Annotated in this window: 19 protein-coding genes and 1 pseudogene; 10 read left to right on the top strand and 10 right to left on the bottom strand. The window is 70.9% G+C overall.

Annotated features, from left to right (window positions below; genetic code table 11):
* Nucleotides 1-13 precede the first annotated feature (13 nt).
* Nucleotides 14-481 (top strand): glycogen operon protein GlgX, encoded by a 468-nt coding sequence (locus tag ACH54P_RS11265; RefSeq protein ID WP_489912309.1) that lies wholly within the window; start codon nucleotides 14-16, stop codon nucleotides 479-481.
* A gap of 392 nt (nucleotides 482-873) precedes the next feature.
* On the opposite strand, the gene ACH54P_RS11260 is transcribed toward ACH54P_RS11265, so the two are convergent.
* Nucleotides 874-1,896 (bottom strand): SDR family oxidoreductase, encoded by a 1,023-nt coding sequence (locus tag ACH54P_RS11260; RefSeq protein WP_489912308.1) that lies wholly within the window; start codon nucleotides 1,894-1,896, stop codon nucleotides 874-876.
* Between the two features lie 148 nt (nucleotides 1,897-2,044).
* Between ACH54P_RS11260 and ACH54P_RS11255 the strand changes: the two genes are divergently transcribed.
* Nucleotides 2,045-2,587 carry a TetR/AcrR family transcriptional regulator gene (locus ACH54P_RS11255; protein ID WP_489912307.1) on the top strand — a complete coding sequence of 181 codons (543 nt, stop codon included), beginning with the start codon at nucleotides 2,045-2,047 and terminating at the stop codon, nucleotides 2,585-2,587.
* A 184-nt stretch (nucleotides 2,588-2,771) separates the two neighbouring features.
* On the opposite strand, the gene ACH54P_RS11250 is transcribed toward ACH54P_RS11255, so the two are convergent.
* The gene (locus tag ACH54P_RS11250) at nucleotides 2,772-3,356 is read right to left on the bottom strand and encodes a TetR/AcrR family transcriptional regulator (RefSeq protein ID WP_489912306.1); all 585 of its coding nucleotides are present in this window, start codon (nucleotides 3,354-3,356) and stop codon (nucleotides 2,772-2,774) included.
* A gap of 102 nt (nucleotides 3,357-3,458) precedes the next feature.
* Here ACH54P_RS11250 and ACH54P_RS11245 point away from each other — a divergent pair, with 102 nt between their 5' ends.
* Nucleotides 3,459-4,508, top strand: a complete 1,050-nt coding sequence (locus ACH54P_RS11245; RefSeq protein ID WP_489912305.1) for an aldo/keto reductase — start codon at nucleotides 3,459-3,461, stop codon at nucleotides 4,506-4,508.
* The gene (locus tag ACH54P_RS11240; protein ID WP_489912304.1) at nucleotides 4,505-5,227 is read left to right on the top strand and encodes a DUF998 domain-containing protein; all 723 of its coding nucleotides are present in this window, start codon (nucleotides 4,505-4,507) and stop codon (nucleotides 5,225-5,227) included. Before ACH54P_RS11245 ends, ACH54P_RS11240 begins: the two co-directional genes overlap by 4 nt.
* A gap of 515 nt (nucleotides 5,228-5,742) precedes the next feature.
* Here the strand turns inward: ACH54P_RS11240 and ACH54P_RS11235 are convergent.
* Nucleotides 5,743-6,654, bottom strand: coding sequence for a LysR family transcriptional regulator (locus ACH54P_RS11235; RefSeq protein ID WP_489912303.1), 912 nt, complete (start codon nucleotides 6,652-6,654; stop codon nucleotides 5,743-5,745).
* A 70-nt stretch (nucleotides 6,655-6,724) separates the two neighbouring features.
* Here ACH54P_RS11235 and ACH54P_RS11230 point away from each other — a divergent pair, with 70 nt between their 5' ends.
* Entirely contained in the window at nucleotides 6,725-7,663 is a 939-nt protein-coding gene (locus ACH54P_RS11230; RefSeq protein ID WP_489912302.1) for an SDR family NAD(P)-dependent oxidoreductase, read from the top strand.
* Nucleotides 7,664-7,713: 50 nt separating this feature from the next.
* Nucleotides 7,714-8,490, top strand: a complete 777-nt coding sequence (locus ACH54P_RS11225) for an SDR family NAD(P)-dependent oxidoreductase (protein WP_489916389.1) — start codon at nucleotides 7,714-7,716, stop codon at nucleotides 8,488-8,490.
* 7 nt (nucleotides 8,491-8,497) lie between these two features.
* Here ACH54P_RS11225 and ACH54P_RS11220 read toward each other — a convergent pair whose 3' ends face one another.
* Nucleotides 8,498-8,905: a VOC family protein gene (locus ACH54P_RS11220; RefSeq protein WP_489912301.1), complete on the bottom strand. Its 408-nt coding sequence runs from the start codon at nucleotides 8,903-8,905 to the stop codon at nucleotides 8,498-8,500.
* Nucleotides 8,906-8,997: 92 nt separating this feature from the next.
* Between ACH54P_RS11220 and ACH54P_RS11215 the strand changes: the two genes are divergently transcribed.
* A complete protein-coding gene (locus tag ACH54P_RS11215; protein ID WP_489912300.1) occupies nucleotides 8,998-9,594 on the top strand; it encodes a TetR/AcrR family transcriptional regulator in 597 nt (198 codons plus the stop codon).
* A 99-nt stretch (nucleotides 9,595-9,693) separates the two neighbouring features.
* Here the strand turns inward: ACH54P_RS11215 and ACH54P_RS11210 are convergent.
* Nucleotides 9,694-9,804: pseudogene (locus ACH54P_RS11210) on the bottom strand (winged helix-turn-helix transcriptional regulator); the annotation flags it as partial.
* Between the two features lie 303 nt (nucleotides 9,805-10,107).
* Between ACH54P_RS11210 and ACH54P_RS11205 the strand changes: the two are divergent.
* Nucleotides 10,108-11,178, top strand: a complete 1,071-nt coding sequence (locus tag ACH54P_RS11205; RefSeq protein WP_489912299.1) for a Gfo/Idh/MocA family protein — start codon at nucleotides 10,108-10,110, stop codon at nucleotides 11,176-11,178.
* 9 nt (nucleotides 11,179-11,187) lie between these two features.
* Here ACH54P_RS11205 and ACH54P_RS11200 read toward each other — a convergent pair whose 3' ends face one another.
* From ACH54P_RS11200 to ACH54P_RS11180, 5 genes are all read right to left on the bottom strand, one after another.
* The gene (locus ACH54P_RS11200; protein WP_489912298.1) at nucleotides 11,188-11,691 is read right to left on the bottom strand and encodes a winged helix-turn-helix transcriptional regulator; all 504 of its coding nucleotides are present in this window, start codon (nucleotides 11,689-11,691) and stop codon (nucleotides 11,188-11,190) included.
* 206 nt (nucleotides 11,692-11,897) lie between these two features.
* The gene (locus ACH54P_RS11195) at nucleotides 11,898-12,521 is read right to left on the bottom strand and encodes a hypothetical protein (RefSeq protein WP_489912297.1); all 624 of its coding nucleotides are present in this window, start codon (nucleotides 12,519-12,521) and stop codon (nucleotides 11,898-11,900) included.
* A gap of 229 nt (nucleotides 12,522-12,750) precedes the next feature.
* Nucleotides 12,751-13,167 (bottom strand): hypothetical protein, encoded by a 417-nt coding sequence (locus tag ACH54P_RS11190; protein ID WP_489912296.1) that lies wholly within the window; start codon nucleotides 13,165-13,167, stop codon nucleotides 12,751-12,753.
* 342 nt (nucleotides 13,168-13,509) lie between these two features.
* The gene (locus ACH54P_RS11185; protein WP_489912295.1) at nucleotides 13,510-15,003 is read right to left on the bottom strand and encodes an FAD-dependent monooxygenase; all 1,494 of its coding nucleotides are present in this window, start codon (nucleotides 15,001-15,003) and stop codon (nucleotides 13,510-13,512) included.
* Nucleotides 15,004-15,090: 87 nt separating this feature from the next.
* Nucleotides 15,091-18,339, bottom strand: coding sequence for an ATP-binding protein (locus tag ACH54P_RS11180; RefSeq protein ID WP_489912294.1), 3,249 nt, complete (start codon nucleotides 18,337-18,339; stop codon nucleotides 15,091-15,093).
* 127 nt (nucleotides 18,340-18,466) lie between these two features.
* Here ACH54P_RS11180 and ACH54P_RS11175 point away from each other — a divergent pair, with 127 nt between their 5' ends.
* Nucleotides 18,467-19,648: an SGNH/GDSL hydrolase family protein gene (locus tag ACH54P_RS11175; RefSeq protein WP_489912293.1), complete on the top strand. Its 1,182-nt coding sequence runs from the start codon at nucleotides 18,467-18,469 to the stop codon at nucleotides 19,646-19,648.
* Between the two features lie 474 nt (nucleotides 19,649-20,122).
* Nucleotides 20,123-20,728, top strand: a complete 606-nt coding sequence (locus ACH54P_RS11170; protein WP_489912292.1) for a hypothetical protein — start codon at nucleotides 20,123-20,125, stop codon at nucleotides 20,726-20,728.
* Nucleotides 20,729-21,202 lie beyond the last annotated feature (474 nt).

Below are 21,202 nucleotides of genomic sequence, written 5' to 3'. Positions count from 1 at the left end.
GAAGGTCTCGGAGATGACTCTCGACCAGCAGGTGCAGCCGTCTCAATCCGGAACCCGGCCGGATCCGGTCCCCGAGCGGTGCGAACTGCGCTACGACCAGCTCTTCGGCTGGTCTGTGCGGAGACGCGGCGTCCAGTCCTTTCTGGTGCTGGAGAGAGGTATCTGCGCCGTGACGCTGCCGAAGCTCAGCGCCGGACCGGTCATCGCCCGTCTCGCCGCCACCGGCTGCGCGGGGCCGGCCTTGGTGATCCCGACGCGGCGTGGCCCGCACGTGGCTCTGCTCGCCGAGGTCGACGGGCTCATCCCGGCCCGATCGGAGTTGCCCGAGGACGTCGAGGTGCTCGCTTGGGGCGCGCTGCTGCCCTTGCCCGCTCGAGCCCGCCGGGACGCCACGGCGGAATGGCTCATCGCGCCCGACCCTCGGCAGCGGTGGCTCCCCAGCTTGGACGCAGTGCTCGCCGGCATCTCCGCCCGCCGCTGACCGCTCGGCGCCGCCGATACCTCGCCCATCGCTCCTTCGCCGCGCACTCTTTCTTGCGTCCGCGGTAGGCGCGGGTGGCCATCTGGCCGTTGCGACGGCACTCCAGCCGCGATGACCCGCGGGGCGGGTGACCGCAGCTGCCGTCACTCGGCGATCCGGTCAAGATGGCCGACCGCATCATCGCGAGTGCCCGGCAGTCGCCGGCCCCGAAGCGGCTCGTGCTGGGCAGCGACTCGTACCGCTTCCTGCGAGCCGCTGGCGGAGCGTCTTGCCGACGTCGAGGCGCAGCAGGACACCGCCGGACGCACGGACTTCACCGAACAGATCAGCCACGGTTCGAACCCCGGCGGACCAGGCGCCGTGGTCCGAGCCGAGGTCGGTCGTGGTCGCCGTCAGGCGCTCGCGCCTTGAAGGGCGAGCAAGCTCTCTGCGGTGTCGGCGATGGTGTCCTCGATCGGCCGCGGTGACCAGCCCAGCACGTCCTGCGCCTTCTTCGAGGTGGCGTCGAAGTTCTTGCCCAGCTGCGGGCGCAGGATGCGCAGGCCGGGGTTGACGCGTGCGAGGGCACGCGCCGTCCACACCGGCAGCTCGCGCGTGGGCACCTTCGACGCGCGTTCACCCAAGCGGTCACGCAGGATCGCGGCGATGTCGCGCACCCACAGGCTGTGCCCGGAGATCGCGAGGAACCGCTGACCCGCCGCGGCCGGGTCGGTCATCGCCCGCAGGTGCAGGTCCGCGACGTCACGCACGTCCACGTACCCCATCGCGAACTTCGGCAGCGCGGGCAGCTCGCCGTCCAGCATCCGCTGCAGCAGCCCGAGCGAGGGCGAGTAGTCGGCGCCGAGGACGGGCCCGAACACACCCACGGGGTTCACGACCGCCAGCTCGACACCGCCGTGCTCGGCGACGAAGTCCCACGCCGCCTTTTCCGCCAGGGTCTTGGACTTCTGGTACGGCGCGATCCCGCCGTCCACATTGCTCCAGTCCTCCTCGGTGAACACCCGCGACTTCTCCGGGTGCCCCATCCCGACCGCCCCGAACGCCGACGTGAGCACGACCCGTTTCACCCCGGCCGCGCGCGCGGCCCGCAGCACGCGCAGCACCCCGTCTCGGGCGGGCGCGACCATGTCGTCGTCGCTCTGGGACAGGCTGGTGAGCGTCGGCGAGGCGACGTGCAGCACGTAGTCGCACCCCTCGACGGCCTCGCGCCAGCCGGCGTCCTGCTGCAGATCCGCCTGCAGGACGGTCAGTTTCGCGTCCGCGGACGCTCCGCCGGCACGCAGCATCGCCCGCACCGCGGATTCCTTCTTCAGGTCGCGGACCGTGGTGCGGACGGTGTGCCCGTCGGCCAGCAGGGCGAGCACGCAGAAGCTGCCGATGTAGCCGGAGCCGCCGGTGACCAGTACTTCAGCCATGGATACCTCGCAAGGTCTCGGGAGAGTGGCATTTCTCGAACCGGCTCGGGTTGCTCCGGGCTTGGTGCACCGTGTGGTGCTCCTGTACGGTTCTGGAGAGGTCTCCACATAAACTACCGGAGACCTCTCCAGATAGCAAGGAGGACCCGTGGTCCGCTCGGACGCCCGCGAAAACAGGGCTCGCATCCTGCAGGTCGCCCGCGAAGCCTTCGCCGAGGACGGTGAGGTCTCGATGAACCAGATCGCACAGCGTGCCGGGGTGGGACCGGGCACCTTGTACCGCAACTTCCCGACCAAGGAGGCTCTTGTTCTGGTCGTCTACCGGCACGAAGTCGACCGGCTCATGGAGTCGGTGCCGCAGCTGCTGGCGACGCACCCGCCGCTGGAGGCACTGCGGCAGTGGACCGTCGACCTGGTGGCCGCCATGCGGAAGAAGCACGGTCTCGGTGACGCCCTCAGTCCCGACGCGCACCAGGCGATCGCCGAGCAGACCTACGGCCCCGTCATCGCCGCCATCACGCAGCTGCTCGACGCCGGCAAACACGACGGCACCATCCGCGACGACGCCGATCCGCGCGACTTCCTGCAGCTCACCGGCGCCCTCTGGCGGGCGGCCTCGGGACCGGAAGACCGCTCAGCGTCCATGCTTGCCCTCATCCTCGACGGACTGAGCGCTCACCGGCGCTCGTGAAGCAATCACCGTCCGTGGCGCCGGTTCCTGCTCGATCTAGCCGCGATCACCCGAAAAACCACGTTAACGGGTGAATCCGCGTGTCTGTGGTGGTCGGCGGAACGGTGACCGACGAAAGCTGTTGCTGTGACAGAGGTCCATCATTGCTGCTGCGACATGGTGCATGCTGCGGATCGCCGGCTGTTCACGCTGGTCGGGGTGCTTGTTCGAGTCCGGAGAAGACGGCGGAGATCAGGCGCCGTCCCTGGGCTGCGCCCTCGTCGTTGTTCGCGACCCGCCACAGGAAGCTCATCAGCATGATGATGTCCGCCGGGTCATGCCCGGCGGCGATGGTGCCCTCGGACACGCACGCGTCGACGAGCTTCTTCACCGCCGCGGTGGTGGGCGCCCACGAGGCGTCGATCATGTCCTGGGCCGCGGCGCTGTGCAGGGCGTCGCCGAGGCCGTGCTTGATGCGGATGTAGGCCGAAAGGGTCTCGAACCACTCGATGAAGGCGGCCTTGGCGGATGAATGCCGCGCCAGGACCTCGTCGGCGGTGGTGGTCAGGCGCTCGATGTCGTGCTGGTAGGCCGCGAGAATCAGGTCTTCCCGGGTGGGGAAGTGGCGGTACAGCGTTCCGGCGCCGACGCCGGCGCGTTTGGCGACCTCGCTCAGCGGCACGAGCGGGTTCTGCGCGAACAGCTCGTGGGCGGCCTCGATGATCGCGACGCGGTTGCGCGCGGCGGCCTTGCGCTGCGTGCCGTAGGTGGTCGGCGGCTGGTCGGTCATCACTCCATAGTGCCCCCTCGTTGACTCGCGGACAATCCTCCGCTAGTTTCGAGAGCACTTGCGGAGGATCGTCCGCGAGTTCTGCCTCTCAGGAGATCTTCCATGCGTTATGCGAAACTCGGAGCCACCGGCCTGGACGTCTCGCCCATCGCGATCGGCGCGATGACCTACGGCGAACCCGACCGCGGCCACCCCGTCTGGTCCCTGGGCGAAGAGGACGCCCGCCCGCTGATCAAGCACGCCCTGGACGCGGGCATCAACTTCTTCGACACCGCGAACATGTACTCCAACGGGTCCAGCGAGGAGATTCTCGGCCGGGCGCTGAAGGACTTCGCCGACCGCGACGACGTCGTGATCGCCACCAAGCTGCGCCACCCGATGCGCCCCGGTCCCAACGGAAAAGGCCTGTCGCGCAAGGCGATCATGACCGAGGTCGACCACTCCCTGCGGCGGCTGGGCACCGACTACATCGATCTCTACCAGGTGCACCGCAACGACCACGCGACGCCGCTGGAGGAGACCCTCGAAGCGCTGCACGACCTGGTGAAAGCGGGCAAGGTGCGGTACCTGGGCGCGTCGTCGATGTTCGCCTGGGAGTTCGCCAAGGCGCTGCACCTGCAGAAGCAGCACGGCTGGGCGCGGTTCGTGTCCATGCAGGACCACTACAACCTGCTCGCCCGCGAGGAGGAACGCGAAATGATCCCGCTGTGCCTCGACGAGGGCGTCGGCACGATCATCTGGAGTCCCCTGGCCCGAGGCCGTCTCGCCCGCGCCTGGGACGACGCGAAGTCGACCGCCCGCTCGGAGACCGATGGCGGCTACGCCGACATGCTCTACTCGCCCGCGGAAGAGGCGTCGAACCACGCCATCATCGACGCGGTCGGGAAGGCCGCGGCCGAGCACGGCGTGAGCCGCGCCTCGATCGCGCTGGCCTGGCTGCACCGCCAGCCGGTCGTCACCGCCCCGCTGGTCGGCGCCGGCTCGACCAAGCAGATCGACGACGCCATCGCCTCGCTGGACGTCGAGCTCACCGACGAAGACGTCCGCGCGCTCACCGCCCCCTACACGCCGCGCTACGACTGGCAGGGCGTCTCCGATGAGGCGACCATGGACGCGATCCGCGCCCGTGTGCCGGGAATGGCGCTGAAGTGACGCCGATCGTGCGCTCCGGCGCGGCGGCCCGCATCGGAGCGGTCCTGCTCCTCATCGGTCCGCTGGTGTCGTGGGTGGCCGAACTCGTCACGGCGGCGGCCTGGCAGGAGCCGCACTACTCGCCGTTTTACAACTGGGTCAGTCACCTCGGGCTGACCGGACCGAGCCAGGTCGCGTTCGGGCAGGTCGGGAACTCCCCGCTCGGGGCGGTCATGGACATCGGCTGGGTGCTTTACGGCATCCTGCTGATCGTTGGCGCGCTCCTCGCTTTCGATCTGCGCGAAGGACCGCGGCCGATCGTGATCGTCGTGCTGGCGATCCTGGCCGGTGTCGGCGTGTCCTGCGTCGGGATCTTCCAGGGATCCAACGCGAACGTCGCGAACGGCCTGATCGCCTTGCACACCTACGGTGCGCAAGGCGTGATGCTGGCCGGAAACCTCATGGCGATCACCGTCGGCGCCGCCGGCGGCCGGATCGGCTTGGGGCGTGGCCGCCGGGTCGCGAGTATCGCGCTGGGCGTCTTCGGCCTGGTCGCGTTCGCGGTCTTCATGGCCGATGTGTTCACCGGCTGGGCGTGGAACATCGGATTGTTCGAACGCGCGGTGATCTACCCGATCATGGTCGGCCACGTCGTCCTCGGCAGTGGCCTCATCGCCACTCGAGCCGCCCGGACCGCCCAGCACACGTCGCAGCGCCAGCCGGTCCCCGCCGGCCGATAACGGAACCGGGTGGGCCGACCTCGCGCCGGTCCGCCCGGGACAGAGAGAGCGAGAAAGACATGACCGAGGTGCTGGTCACCGGAGAAGGAACCGGCTACGTCGGCGGGTGAGCGGTCATCGCCCTCCTGCAGTGCGGCTACGACGTGCGCACCACGGTCCGCTCGGCATCCCGAGAGCAGGCGGTGCTCGACGCCGTGTCCACCGAAGATGATCAGGGCGGGCGGTTGAGCTTCGCGCACGCCGACCTGGATGAAAGACGACGGCTGGGATGCCGCGATGGACGGTGTCGAGTTCGTCCTGCACGTCGCCTGACCACTGGGCGACGGAGGAGACAATGACCCCGACGCGCTGATCGTTCCCGCCCGCGACGGCGCGCTGCGCTCAGTGACCCGCGCCCAGGTGAAACGGGTCCTGATGACCTCTCCCGCCAACGCCAGCCCCATGTCCTGCAACACCGAGGGTGTCACCGGCGAGACACGGTCCGGAACGCCCGGGATCGGCCAGCTGTCTCTCGATCAGGCGTCTGTGTCCAGGGCGGCGGCGCGCAATGCGGCGGCGACGCGGACCGCCGGTTCCGAGAGCGGTCGTGGAAGGCGGGCGAGTACGACGCGTCGCTGCTCTCCAGGTCCGCCGCGGACGGCCATCACCCGCACCCCCGGCGGCACCACGGATCCGAATGCACCGGGCACGGTCGTGATGCCGCAGCCAACGGCGACGAGGTGCAGCTTCGCCAGCCAGTCGCGGGCGGTGTGCGCGATATCGGGCCGCTCGTCCAGGCCGGGCCACACACCCATCACGTGATCGTCGCCCGAGCCGCCGATCCAGCGCTGGCCGCGCAGGTCGGCGACGTCGACGTACTCCCGGCGCGCCAGCGGGTGGCTCTCGGACACGGCCACGCGCAGGCTGCGCTCGGTGAGCGTCTGCAGGACCAGCGCCGGTGTTTCGGCGTCGGGCGGTCGGAACGGCGGCGCCGAGGCCAGCAGCGCTAGCTCGACGGTGCCAGCACGCAGAGCGCGGATCAGCGCGGGGGTACGGCCTTCCCGGCTGAGCACGGTGATCGCCGGGTGTGTCCGTCGCAGGGCCGACAACGCTCGGGGGAGCAGGTCGGCACCTGCGGTCGGGATCCACCCCAGCCGGACCGTGCCCTGCTCATCCGGTAGTCCGGCCAGTTCGCGGGCGGTGGCGTCGAGCTGGTTTATCACGTCGGCGGCGCGGCGCACCACGAGCTGCCCGGCCGAGGTGAGCCGCACGCCGTCGTGGCGCCGTTCGAGCAACGGCGTTCCCGCCGCGCGTTCCAGCGACGCGATCTGCCGGGAGACTGCGGACTGGGTGTAGCCCAGCGCGGCCGCCGCCGCGGTGAGTGTGCCCCGCTCGGCGACCTCGCGGAACACCCTCAGCGCGGTCAGCGACGCATCGGAGAAAGCCATGAGCCAACTGCATACCAGGTTTGCGTTTCCTTCGCTGCCGTCATGGCAGGAACGCTCCTAGCGTGGAGGCATGGACCTGATCAAGACTCCTTTCGGATTCAGCAGCACCGCCGCGGAAGTCGCCACGGGCATCGACCTGACCGGCCGGCGAGCCGTGGTGACCGGCGCCTCCTCCGGCCTCGGCGTCGAGACCGCCCGAGCCCTGGCCGCGACCGGCGCCGAGGTCACTCTCGCCGTCCGCGACGTCGAAGCCGGCCAGCGTGCTGCCGCCGACATCGCTGCCACCACCGGAAGCCGCGCGCTGCACGTCGCCCCGCTGGACCTCGCCGACCCGGCATCGGTCGCCGCGTTCACCGGCTCCTGGAGCGGCCCGCTGCACATCCTGGTGAACAACGCGGGGGTGATGGCCACGCCCGAGCAGTACACGCCGCAGGGCTGGGAATGGCAGTTCGCCACCAACCACCTCGGGCACTTCGCCCTCGCGACCGGCTTGCACGGCGCACTGGCCGCGGACGGCGCCGCCCGCATCGTGGTGGTCAGCTCCACCGGGCACATGCAGTCGCCGGTCGTCTTCGACGACGTTCACTTCGCGTTCCGGCGTTACGACCCGTGGCTGGCCTATGGCCAGTCGAAGACCGCGAACGTGTTGTTCGCCGTCGACGTGACGCGCCGTTGGGCTCGTGACGGCATCACGGCGAACGCGCTGATGCCGGGCGCGATCTACACGAACCTGCAGCGCCACACCGGCGGCCGCGGCAGCGGCAAGGTCCCGCCCGAGCTGATCAAGACCCCGGACCAGGGCGCGGCGACGTCGGTCCTGCTCGCCACCTCACCCCTGCTCGACGGGATCGGCGGCCGCTACTTCGCCGACTGCAACGAGACCGAAACCATCGACCGCCGCGGCGACGCCCCGCCCCTGCACGGCGTGGCCCGCTACGCGCTCGACCCCGACGGCGCGGAACGCCTCTGGATCCTGTCGGAAACCCTGCTCGCGAAAGAAATCGCATGACCCCGAAGGTCGCTCTCGTCACCGGTGCCACGTAAGGCCTCGCCCTCGCCCTGGTCGAAGAGCTCACTGCCTGCCTGTCCACCGAGGACACCGTCTACCTCACCGGCCGGGATGCCGGGCGTGTCGCCCAGGCGGTCCAAGCTCTGGCCGCCGGCGGTGCCCGGGTGCGCGGTGAGGTCCTCGACGTCGCCGATCCCCACGAGGCCGACCGCCTCGCCGTGCGGCTGCAGGAGCGCCACGGCGGCGTCGACATCGTTTTCGGCAACGCCGTGATGCGCGTCGGCCCCGACGACGACCCCCGCGCGATCGTCGACGACTACGCTGAAGTCAACAATTTCGGCACCACCCGGTTGCTGCGCGCTTTCACGCCGCTGCTGCGCGACGGCGGCCGGTTCCGCGTCGTGGCCGGCTCGTTCGGCACGCTGAACCACCTCGCACCCGCCCTGCACGACCGGTTCGACGGACTGTCCTCATTGGACGAGGTGGACAAGCGGGTGACCGCGTGGCGCGACGCGGTGAAGGACGGCAGCGCCCGCGGCGGCGACTGGCCGGGCTTCGTCAACATCCCGTCGAAGATCGGCCAGGCCGCGGCCGTGCGCACGCTGGCCGCCCAACGCCGCGACGACGACCTTGCCCGGGAGATCCTGCTCGCCGCCGTCTGCCCGGGCATGATGAACACCCCGGCATCCGCGATGTGGTGGGACGTCAGCGACGCGCCGAGTCCCGCCGAGGCGGCGGAAGTGTTATGGGGCTTGGTGTTCCGGCCTGTCGACCTGGCCCAGTACGGCGAACTCGTCCGCAACGGTGAGGTCTTGCCCTGGCGGTGACCCGGATTCAGGCCGGCTGGATCAGTTCGATCAAGTTGCCTTCGGGGTCTTTGACGTAGCCGAAGCGGGCGCCGGGTTGGACGGCGTCGGCGGGCGGCCACACCGGCTGCGCGCCGGCGCCGGTCAGGTGGGTGTATGTCGCGTCGAGGTTGTCGACCTCGAGGGCCCAGTGGCCGTAGCCCTGGGTGCGGAGGATGTCCATCGGGTCGGTGAACGTCTCCTGGCGCGTGGAGCCCGCGCGTTCGATCAGCTCGATCCGCGTCCCGCCGAGGGTCTGCACGACGGCCGTGCGGACGCCGGCTTCGGGCACCTCGAACTGCTCGATCACCTCGGTGAAACCGAGCGCGTCGGCGTACCAGCGCAGCTGCGTGTCGAGGTCGGCGACGGACACGCTGACGTGGTGAAAACGGATCATGGCGGGCTCCTGGGTTCGCGGATACCACGAATGTAGGCATTGCCCACAATGTTGTCAATGACCATATTATTGGCAGTGGCTACACTGCGGTGATGGACGACAAGGTCGCGCCGTACCACCACGGCAACCTGCGTTCGGAGCTGCTCGAGCTGGCCGAGCGCACCTTGGAGGAGGGTGGGACAGCCGAACTGTCGCTGCGCCGGCTCGCCAGGGAACTCGGGGTCAGCCACAACGCGCCGCGTCAGCACTTCGCCGACAAGCAGGCGCTGCTCGACGCGCTCGCACTGCGCGGGCTGCGGCGGCTCGGCGATGAGCTCGACGCAGGGCTCGGCCGGGCGACGGGCGATTTCGAGGAGCGGCTGACCGCGTTCGCTCGGGTCTACGTCGGATTCGCCACCCGGTGCCCGGCGCTGCTGGCGCTGGTGTTCGCGCGCAAGGACGACCCGGCGCGGCCGGAGCTGCGGGAGGCGAACGAGCGGGCGTTCGCGGCACCGGTCGCGCTCGTCGCCGAGGCGATGGAGCGTGGCGACATCGTGCGTGACGATCCCGACCGGGTCGCGATGGCCGTGCTCGCGGTCCTGCAGGGACTGGCCGCGATCATCACCGCCGGCATGATCGCGGACCGGTCGCCCGACGCCGTGGTGACCGGGACCGTGCACAGCCTGGTGCGCGGCCTGCTGCCGCGCTGAGCGTCCCGGTCCTCGTGGATTCGGGGACCGCCGGAGCCAGGGCGATGCCTCGGCGGTGTCGTAGCGTTCCCGGCACTGCCGGATGTCGTCGAGATTGTCCTCGGCCCGGGCGGCGAGCTCGGCGAGGATTCGGTGCAGGCTGCGGCCGCGGTCGAGGGGGGTGTACTCGACGCGGGGCGGCACGGTGGCGTGGACGGTGCGGATGAGCATGCATGCCGCTTCGATCGACGTGCCGGTCCTTGTCGGCGGGCGAACGTGACGTTCTCCGGACACGCCACCGCACTTTTCGGTCTTGCTCTCCCGCTCAGCTTGGGTATAGTCCCCCGGTAACCTGAGTCTGAGAATCCAATTCAAATGTCGGGGACATCATGCTGCACCACGCCACCGGGCCTCACGTCCATCAGTCCCACTCCGCCCGATCGGCCACGGCCGGCGGATACCGCGAGTGGGAAGCCGGCGTGGGAGTCCGCGCCAGGCTCGAAGGATCGTCGCCGGCTGTGGACGGCGTGAACCATGGCTGAGACGATCGGGGTCGGCGTCGTCGGCCTCAGCGCGAGGGGCAACTGGGGAGCCGTGGCCCACCGGCCGGCCATCCAGGCGGCCCCGGGTGTGCGGCTGCGGGGATTGATGGCTGGATCGCCGGAGTCGACCGCCGCCGCGGCGGAGTTCTATGGGGTGTCGGGATACGCGTCGGTGGCGGAAATGGCGAGCCGTGCGGAGATCGATCTGATCGCGATCACGGTGCGGGTGCCCGAACATCGCGCGCTGCTCGGGCCGGTGCTCGAGTCCGGGAAGGCCGTTCTCTGCGAGTGGCCGCTGGCCCTCGACCTCGCCGAAGCCGAGTTCCTGCAGGCCGCGGGCCGGCCCGGACCGCGCTTCACCGGCCTGCAGGGACACGTGTCACCGACGATCAGCTGGGTCCGCGACCTGATCGTCGACGGCTATGTCGGCGAGGTGCTCTCCTCGTCGATGATCTGCTCCTTCCCGGGCGGCGGAGCGACGTTCACTTCCGCGTCCGCCTACACCGCGGACGCCGCCAACGGGGCGACGATGATGACCATCCCCTTCGCGCATGCGCTCGACATGCAGGCGGCAGCGCTGGGCGAGCTGAGTGAGACCACGGCGACGATCGCGACGCTGCGTACCCAGGCCGTCAACACCGACACCGGAACGCTGATCCCGAAGACCGCGCCGGATCAGATCGCGGTCACCGGCCGGTTGCCGGGCGGAGGGGTCGCCGGCATGCACTTCCGGGGTGGGGCGCTGCGAACGACGCCGTTCGCCTGGGAGATCGACGGGACCCGAGGGTCTCTGCGGATCACCGGCGACGTCGGGCTTCCGATGAGCGCCGCGCTGGCGGTCGAAGGGGCCCGCGGCGAGGAGGCGTTGTCCTCGCTGAAACTCCCGGCAGAGTACGACCGGTTCCCCAAGCTGGCCGGAACTCCGGCTCACAACGTGGCCCACCTCTACGCGCAGATCGTCGAGGCGCTGTCGGGCCGAGACTCCGCCGCGCCCACGTTCGAGGACGCAGTGCAGTTGCATCGAGCACTCGAGACGATCGCGGGCAAGGGATCCGCCCGATGAGAGACCAGGTCATTCGCTCGCTTCGGATGCCTGGGCCTTCCAGGCGTAGTACCCGGGTCCTAAGACACTGTCCACCTGCGTGTGGTCGACTTCGTCGCCCTCTTCGTCGATGAAGGCGAGGCGCACGGGCCGGCTGGTCCTGGTGTCGACGAGCACCGAGGAAGGGCCGTAATCGTTGGGACGGTTCGTGTTGCCCCACTCGAGAAGAGCGCCGAGCACGGGCCGTAGCTGCCGCCCGGCTTCGGTCAGGTGATAGCCGTGGCGTTCTCGGGAGCCGCGGCCCCCAGCCTCGGGGCGGTAAGGGCGACGTTCCAGCACGCCCTCGTCGACGAGCGTGGTGAGCCGGGTGGTCAAGATGTCGGCGGAGATGCCGAGTGAGGCGCGGAACTCGCTGAAGGTGGTCCGCCCGTAAAACGCGTCCCGGATGATCAACAGTGACCATCGGTCTCCGATGACACCGAGGCTGCGCGCGATGGCGCAGATGGGGTCCGAGGCAGCTGTCTTGCGGGTCATGCCGCAAGACTAGACAGTTTGACTCTGGTTTTCCAACCGCTCCGGGCGTGCGGCGGCTGCGGACGGAACCTGTCCTCGATGTCCCCTAACGTGATTTAGGGTAGCCGCCTCCTGCCGCCGATCCGAAGACCACAATGGGGAGCCGCGAGCGGCTTTGCACTGCAGCGAGCCGAACAGCTACGGCATTCTGGTCGCAGACAATTTAATCAGATACCGGCTTGCCGGCAGGCCCCGGAGGGCGGCGGAACGTCATTCGGCCTCGTCGGCAGAAAGCGCTGGGATGAACTCCGCGTGTTTGCGCTGGAGGTAGGCGCGGCTGGTCTGGTCCGTGGAGACCAGTTCGAGCGCCGAGCGGAACGCCTGCACCCTCCGGTCAGCCTGATCAAGCAGTTTCCCCAGGTCACGACCCAGATCCGGTAGCGGGGATCGTTGGTGGTCAGGCCAGGCCGTGCGGGTCGCTGCACAGGTGCGGACCGCGTCGTCGACCTCGGTACCGACCAGCCAGAAGTCCAGTCGTGCGGCACCCCGACCACCTCCGGAGGGGCCGTGATGGCGGACGCGTAGTTGTTGACCTGGCCGAACTCGGTCATGGTGAGTCGCATCGGGGTGAGTTCGACGACGAGATGCCGGGTGCGTTCGCTCTCGGGCAGGGCGCGGGAGAACACCATGTCCACCCGCTTCCGCTTGCCGGACGGCAGCTTCACCGGGTTCGAGGCGAACTCCAGGTCGCCGCGTTCGATGATCAGCGTGCGCACGACGCGGGTCAACCCGGTCTCCGAGAGCGCCAGGCTCCATTCGTCGCCGAAGACCCACGGCTCGTTCACCAACATCGGGTGGAGCTGCCGAGGTGGGCGTTACGCGGCCTCGCCGCGACGCGATCACCATTCTCGGCCAGGTGGGAGGATGCGAGACGGCGTGGGAGTGGTTGGCGCCGATCTCATCCTTTGGGTAGTCCGAAAGCAAGCATCCGAAGGGTTCACCCGAGCGGGCACGGTACGGGCCGATCCGCAGGTGCGGATCGACCCGTACCGGTGGTGCGAATCAGGGTTTCATCCCATTTCAGTGCCCGAGTTCCGTCCACGTCAGGGCGCCGATGTGGTGGTAGAGCGGTTCGCCCGCGTACTTCCCCGTCCTGGCGTCGAACCGGTACAGCCGAAGGTCGTTGATCGCCGCGCCGCAGTACACGCCGCGGCGGGCGGGGCCGTACATCAGTGCTTCGGCGTACACCCACACGTCCGGGTACCGTTCGTTGCAGAAGCCGTTGTTCCACAGGGAAGCCGTGTTCATGTAGCAGGTGCCCAAGCCCTCGACGTCGTACTTGAAGGCGCCGCAATGGTTGGTCAGATTGAACCCCGTGTACAGGTGCAGGGCGCCGTCCGACTGCACGGACGTGGTGGTGGCGCCCGCGTCCGTCACCGGCAGCAGCGCGCCGGCGAGGCAGGCCACGGCGGTGACCAGGTATCGGATCTTCTTCATCGTTCTCCCTCTTTCGGTGCGGAAATCCGGGATGCGCGAACGATCTCCCACGCGCGGGGGACGGCTGCGGCTCGCAGCGTGTCGTACGCGGCCGTCTCCGCCGGATGCTCGGCGCGGGATCGAGCCGCCTGGTGTTCGTCGAGTCGGCTCGCCACGTCGCCGAGGCCGGACGTGCCCGCGCACCCTCCGGCTGCCTTTCACCGTGGCCGCCCACCAGGCCGACCTCGTCGCCGGCTTGCTCGAGCAAGCCTCGCTCCGCTCCGCGGCGCCACCGAACCGGGACCTGCACGTCTCCCGCTGGATGGCCTGAGCAGCCTGGCCATCGAGCGCTCCGACGATGGTTCAGAACCACCGGGTGACGGCTCGGTCGAACGCACCACCGTCCGGAGCGGGGTCGCCGGCCCAGGCGATGATGCCGTCCGGCCGGACGAGCACGGCGCCGAAGCCGAGGTCGTCGAGCGCCGGGCCGGTCGCGTACCGGATCCGGTCGCCGTGGTGCGACGCCAGCTCGCGCAGCTGCCCCTCGGCGGTGAAGTCGAGCGCGACGCCGCGGCCGTCCCGCAGCAGCTCGCCGAGGCGGGTGCCGTCGGCCAGGCGGAAGTCTGGCGCGTTGCGGCCGACCAGCGGCTGTTCGCCGCCGAGCTCGTAGCGAAGCGACGTGCCCGAGGTGCGCTCGAAGACGTACGTGGTGCCGTCGCGGGTCGCCAGCAGGTCACGCACCACGGCCTGGACCGCCCGGGAGTGCGGGTCCGGCCGCATGGTCGCCACCTGGGCGCGCGACCAGTCGAGCACCCGCGCGCCGACCGGGTGGCGTTCGGCGGTGTAGGTGTCGAGCAGACCTTCCGGCGCGTGCCCGCGCACCGTCGCCGCGAGCTTCCAGCCCAGGTTGACCGCGTCGCCGAGGCCGAGGTTGAGTCCCTGGCCACCGAGCGGGGAGTGGATGTGCGCGGCGTCGCCGGCGAGCAGGACGCGGTCGCGCCGGTAGGTGGTCGTCTGCATCGCCCGGTCGGTGAAGGTCGACGCGAGGTGCACGTCGTCGAGCGTCACGTCGGTACCGGACACGCGGCGCAGCACCGACTGGAGGTGCTCGCGGGTCAGCGGCCGGGAACGGTCGTACGCGCCGCCGTCGAAGTCCATGACGCCGAAATGGCCGGGCTCGGACATCGTGAGGTACATGCCCGCCGGGGTCAGGGTGAAGCCGCGGCGCAGTTGCTCCGGATCGGAGAGCGTGGCCAGCGCGAGGTAGCCGGTGAACTGCGGTTCGGTGCCGGCGAAGCCGAAGCCCGCGAGGCGGCGCACGGCACTGCGGCCGCCGTCGCAGCCGACGAGCCAGCGGGCCGGGTACTCCTGCTCGTCGGCCCGGGCGACCACGGTTTCGCCGTCCTGGGTGACGGCCGTGACGGCGACCCCACGCCGGATCTCGACGCCGAGCTTTTCGGCTCGCTCGGCCAGCACCGTCTCCACCGCCTCGAGGCTGGTCATGATGCCCTCCGAGGCCGGGCTGGGCAACCGGTAGGGCAGCCGGGCGAGGTCGACGTCGGCCGGGTCGAGCATCATCCCGGCGAAATGGCCGGCCGTCCGCGGGGGCGCCGGCTCGTCCGAGACCGGCGTCTCCGGCACGCCCGACGCCGTCAGCAGGGCCAGCAGCATCCCGCGGCGGTAGAACGCCTCGACCGAGCCGGCCGACAGGCCCCGCATGCCGAGCGGGAAGCTGCGCCACGGGGTGTGCGGCTCCGGCTCCCGTTCGAGGACCAGCACCGAGCAGCCCGCGAGGCCGAGCTCGCCGGCGACGAACAGGCCGACCGGACCGGCCCCCACGATCACTACGTCATGCATGGCAGTTCCCTTCTCGAGGTGTGCCCCGAGACTGGCGACCACCGCGCACATCAGACGCACACCGCGCGCACACCAGGGTTTGCCCTGTTAGGGACGAGACAGCGAGGCCGGGTCGGCTTCGGTCACGGCGGTTTCCGCGTCCAGCTCCCAGCCTCGCGCGTACGCCGCAGCGAACTCGTCCGCGCCCGACGCGGCCCGGACCCGGCGGGTGAGCTCGCGGACCTGCGGATCGGTGAGGTCGTGCGCGCCCCGCAGCCGGGCGGCGACCCCCAGCAGCACGGCCGGCTGATGCCGCCGCCCGAGTGCTTCGGCGAGCGCGGCGGTGTACACCGTCACCAGCGAGAGGATCGGCAGGTCGCGGGCGACCAGCGCGGCGGCGTACGCGGTCCGCAGCGCCTTGTCCGCGCCGGCCAGGTCGCCCTGGGCCAGGCAGAGCGCGGCACGGGCGCCGGCGACCAGGGTCCGGGCGTGGTCCGAGGGGAACGCGGTGTCGCCGGGCAGACCGCGTTCGGCGTCGTCGAGCAGAGCACCGGCCCGGTCCAGGTCGCCGAGGCGCACTCGCAAGTCGGCCTCCCGGGCGTCGATCAGCACCAGCATCTCCGCCGACGACGTGCGCAGCGCCCGCTCCCGGGCGGCGCCGATCACCGCCATCGCGCGGTCGGTTTCGTCCCGCCGCACGTGCAGGTCGATCCAGCGCAGGTCGCTGTAGAACTGGTCGCCGAGGCTGAGCGAACCGAACTCGCCCGCCAGCGTCCGCGCTTCGCGCAGGTCGGCCAGCGCACCGTCGAGGTCGTCATAGCACCGCAGCTGGGCGCGCATCGGCAGCGTCGCCGCCTGGCCCCAGCGGTCGCCGGCCTGCCGGAAGCCGTCCAGGGCCGCTTCCACGTGGACGCGCACCCGATCGAGCGCACCGGTGTTCTCGGCGAACTCGGCCTGGAACATGTGGGCCAGGCCGGACAGCCACGCGTCGTCGCCGTCGGCCAGGCGCTGGAAGGCCGGGATCGCGGTCTCCTCTTCCAGCAGGAAGAGCAGCACCGGGCCGAACACGCGGTAGCGGGCCGGCAGCCGCGGGTGCGCGAGCAGCCGGTCGGCCAGCTCCCGCATCTCCGCCCGGTCCGCCGCGGCCTCCCCGGCGGTGATCCCCGACAGGATGTCCGCCCGGTTGAGCAGGTAGACGGCTCGGGCACAGTCGCGTTCGGCCATCGGTCCGCCGCCGGGCACCGCCAGCGCCGCACCCAGCCAGTGGTCGGCGTCGGCCGTGCGGCCGAACATCTGCCAGTACCAGGTCATGGCGAGCACGAGGGTGATCGCGGCGGCGGCGTCACCGGTGGCACACAGGTGACGCAGGGCCGCGATCGTGTTGTCGTACTCGGCGTCGAAGACCTGCATGGCTCGCACCTGGTCGTGGCCGCGCAGGCCGGGTTCGTGGCGGGCCATCAGCTCGGTGAAGTGGGCGGCGGCCAGGTCGCGAGCCGTGCCGAGGTCGCCGGAGCCGGTCAGCCGGCCGGTGCCGTACTCACGGAGGGTTTCGAGCATGCGGTAGCGGCCGGAGCCGGTCGGCAGCTGCAGCAGTGACCGGTCGACGAGGGCGGCGAGCAGGTCGGGGATCTCGTCGGCCGGCACGGCCGTGCCGGCGCAGACGGCAGCGGCCGAGGCCGGGGTGACGCCGCCGGGCAGGATCGAGATCCGTTCCGCGACGGTGCGTTCGTGCTCGTCGAGCAGTTCCCAGCTCCAGGCGATCACCGCGCGCAGGGTGCGGTGCCGGGCCGGCGCGGTGCGGTGGCCGGTGGTGAGCAGCCGGAACCGGTCGGCGAGCCCGTCGGCGAGGTCGGGCAGGGCCAGCGTGCGCAACCGGGCGGCGGCGAGCTCGAGGGCCAGCGGCAGGCCGTCCAGGCCGCGCACCACGCGCACGATGCCGGGCAGCGTGGTCTCGTCGACGGCGAAACCGGGGCGCACGGCGGCGGCCCGTTCGGTGAACAGGCGCACCGAGGCCACCGTGGCGGCTTGGTCGACGTCGACGTCCGGCTCGGGCAGCGCGAGCGAGCCCAGCGGCACGAGTGCCTCACCGTCCACCGCGAGGGGTTCTCGGCTGGTGGCGAGCACCCGCACGCCGGGGCAGCGGGGGAGCAGTGCCGCGACAAGGTGGGCCACGGCCACGATCAGGTGCTCGCAGTTGTCGAGCAGCAGCAGGATTTCCCGGCCGCCGAGCTCGCTGACGAGGACGTCCAGCTCGTCCCCCTCGACCCGCCGGTGGACGTCGAACAGCGCGCCGCCCCGCAGCCCGATCCCGGCGAGCAGGGCCGGGCCGATCTTCGCCGGATCCGCGACGGGCGCGAGGTCGACGAAGCAGGCGCCGTCGCGGTATTCGTCCTGGTGCCGGCGGGCGGCTTCCAGTGCCAGCCGGGTCTTCCCGGCGCCACCGGGGCCGAGGACGGTGACCAGGCGTCCGGTGGTGAGCAGGGCGCCGATCCGGGTGAGGTCGTCGTCGCGGCCGATGAAGCTGGTCAGCGGCGCGGGCAGGGCGGACGGCGGGACCCGGTCGGGTCCGGTGGCGGGCCGCCGTCCGGTTTCCGCCGTGCTGCCCGAGGTGTCCGGCACCAGCAGGCGCAGATGGCGATCCCGCAGGGCGGTGCCCGGGTCGGCGCCGAGGTCCTCGGCTAGGGTCCGGCGGACCCGCTCGTAGACGGCCAGCGCTTCGGCCTGCCGCCCCTGGACTGCGAGCGCGTCCATCAGCAGTCCGGCCGCCCGCTCGTGTGCCGGGTGCTCGGCCAGCAACCCGGTCAAGCGGGTAGCGGCCACTTCGGCGCGTCCCGACGACAACTCGGCGTCGGCGAGGTCGGCGACCGCCTCGACCGCCACCCGCGCCAACCGGGTCGCCACCGTGGGCGCGACCGTGGCGATCACCGCGGGCTCGGCACCGGCGGGGTCGCCCCACATGGCCACGGCCTCGGCGAGCGCGGCCCTCGCGGCCTCCGGGTCACCCGCCCGCAGCCTCTCTCGCCCGGCTGCGGTGAGCTGCTCGAAGCGCAGCGCGTCCACGTCGGCGGCGTCCACCGCCAGCCGATAGCCGCCCGCGACCTGCACGATCCCGGCCGGGGTGAGCGTGCGACGCAGCCGGGAGACGAGGGTCTGCAGAGCGGAGGCGGGCCCGGACGGCGGTTCCTCGCCCCAGATCGCGTCGACCAGCACGCCGGGCTCGACCGCGCGGCCGCCGGCGAGCGCGAGCCGGACCAGCAGGCCCTGCAACCGCGCGCCCGGCACGGGCAGGACCACGTCACCGCGAGCCACCTCGAACGCCCGCAGCAGCGTGATGCGAAGCCGGGCACCACCGTCCATCTCCCGATCTTCGCGCGCTGGCCCGCGCCACCTCGAACCAGGGCGGCCGTGTCAGCGCCGTGTGCGTCCCGTGTGAGCGGCCCGCCGCAGTCTTGCGCCACGACCACCACGAACCACGGAGGAACCGATGACCAAGACGGACGACGCGGGCAGCTGGGTCCGGACCTGGGGCGCTTCGCCCCAGAGTGCCCACGACGGGTTCGGCTCGCTCGACGACCACCCGCCCCTCGCCGACGTGACCCTCCGCCAAGTCGTCCGCATCGGCGGCGGCGGGCGCCGGGTACGCATCCGCTTCACCAACGAGTTCGGGACCGCGCCCCTCACCATCGGCGCCGCACAGCTGGGCCTCGCGGCCCCCGGCGGTGCGGTGCGGGCCGGCAGCGAGCGCGTGCTGACCTTCGCGGGCGCCCCGGCCGTCACCGTCCCGGCCGGCGCGCCCGTCCTCAGCGATCCGGTCGACCTTTCTCTGCCCGCGCTCGCCGAGCTGTCCCTCAGCCTCTACCTGCCGGAGCGCGTGGAGACCTGCACCTGCCACGACCCCGTCTTGGACACCGGCTGGACGATGCCGGGCGACGCCGTCGCCACCCCCACGCTGCCGGAGAACGCCGGGGATCTGCCGGTGCGGGCCCTGATCTCCGCCGTCGAAGTGCTCCCCGACGCCCCGGGGAAGGCGATCGTGGTGCTCGGCGACTCCCGCACCGACGGCGCCGGCTCGACCCCGGGCACTCACCACAGCTGGCCGGAACTGCTGGCCGAGCGGCTCGGCACCGGATACGTGGTCAACCAGGGCATCAGCGGCAACCGGCTGCTCACCGACGGCATCGGCACCGCCGGCCTGGCCCGCTTCGACCGCGACGTGCTGGCGACGCCCGGCCTCGGCTACGTGGTGCTTTCCCTCGGCGGGAACGACATCATCATCTCCTCGGCCCCGCGCGACGACAGTTCCCTCGCCGATTTCCTGAAGATGTTCCCTGGCGCCCCGGTGACGACGGACGACGTCATCGCCGGCTACCGGCAGCTGATCGCCCGGGCGCAGGACCGCGGCGTCCGGGTGTACGGAACCACCATCGCGCCCTTCGAAGGCTCGGAGCTCTACACACCGGAGAGCGAGACCGCACGCGTGGCGGTCAACGAATGGATCCGCACCGGCGGCGCTTTCGACGCGGTACTGGACTTCGACGCGATCTGGCGCGACGCGGACCACCCCAGCCGGATCAGGGACGACCTCCACGCCGGCGATCACCTGCACGGCAGCGACGCGGGTTACCGGGCCCTGGCCGATTCCGTCGACCTGTCGCTGTTCGGCTGAGCCGGCTGGGGCGCTCCGCACGGCGGGCAGTTCGGGCCGGCCGGCGTTATGGCGGGCGAACTCCGCGACGTTGCCCTGGGCTTCGGCGCCGTGCTCCGGCCCGGTGACCGGGGCGCTTCCGTTACAACACCCACCCCGGCGACCCGGCCGGGGTGGTGCAGCGCGAAGTACTGCGCGACGAACCCGACGTGGGAATGGCCGAGGAGGAGGGCGTGGCCAGGCCGAGCTTGTTGTCGACCTCATCGAGGGCTTCGGCTGCCCGGGCTGCGTCCGTGCTCGCGCATGCCCGCAGCAAATCTGGCAGATCCGACGCATCACCGTAGTTGTGTCGCAGCTGCGACCAGACAGAGTGGTCCGTGGCATCCCCCATTTCGGCAACTGTAGACACGCCCGTGTCTCAGCCGAGGGCGGTACGACGCAGTCTCGTGATCATGTAGCACGCTGGCCTCGCCGCCTGCGCCGGCCGAACCGGCGGTGAGCGTGCCGCCGATCCCGGGCACCGGGCTCGCCGGCGCTGTCCGGTTCAAGGCCGATCCCTGCGTGGCGGTCGCCGTCGACCAGCTGAACGCCCTCGGCTTCACCGGCGGCGAGCGTCGCCGTGACGGCGGCGGCTGCATCACCGCTTTCGGGCCGGTTGCCACCGTCGACACCACCAACCGCGGCAACAGCCTCCAGACCCTCTACCTCGAGCACGCCCGAGGCCACGACACCGGCGGCCACTGGGAACCCACCACCGCCAGCACCATCTACCCCGCCGTGATCGTCGCCATCGACGACAACGTCGCCAGCAAGCAAGCCGACGCCCGCTCGGCTGCACCCCAGCCCTCGCCGCCGACACCACCACCCTCGTCTACATCACCGCTGCCACCTACGACAAACCCGAAACCGTTCCCTGGCAGCACGATCCCTGCGGCGCCGCTCAGAAGATCGCTGAACTCACCGTCCACAACCTCAAGCCGTAACGCTGCCGAACCACCGCCCTGCCCACCGATCTCGGGAAATCATCGGCTGCGCCCCTGCCGATGTGTTCAGTCGCCTCGCACAGCAAAACCGCACCAGAGTCCGGTCCAGGCCGCGTAGACTTGCTCGGCGCTTGAGGTCGCTCTCGGGTGGTTCCACCCTCGCGGGCGCCGCAGCCCGAACAAAGAGCAACTCGCCTCGCCAGCGGGTTAATCCTGGCCGGGCCCCGGGGAAACACCGATCACGGGATAGATCCGTAACAAGCTGGTTTGCCTGGGCGGGCCCGTGGACGCGTCCATCAACTGTCGGCGCGTGGTTTCTGGTGGACGCACGGCGCTCCCGGGCTCGGATAGGCGATGCGGGCCCGGAAAGCCTGCGCCACGGGGCTGTCGGGCAGGGGAGTCCGGGACATGTGGGCTCGTAACATCCGGCACGGACTGATCGCAAGTGGGCGCTTTGGCGGTGATCAGCCCGTGGCCGACTGGCCCTCATGGCCGGGACGCTGTTGGATGAGGTTCGTGGAGAGGGAGACGAAGCGGTCCTCGGGTGACGCGCCCGTTGGGGAGGTCTATTCCGCCCTGGGCAGACTGCGGG

The organism is Amycolatopsis sp. N2S4-7 (genome assembly GCF_058119595.1).
This window is presented reverse-complemented; position numbering and strand designations above follow the sequence as displayed.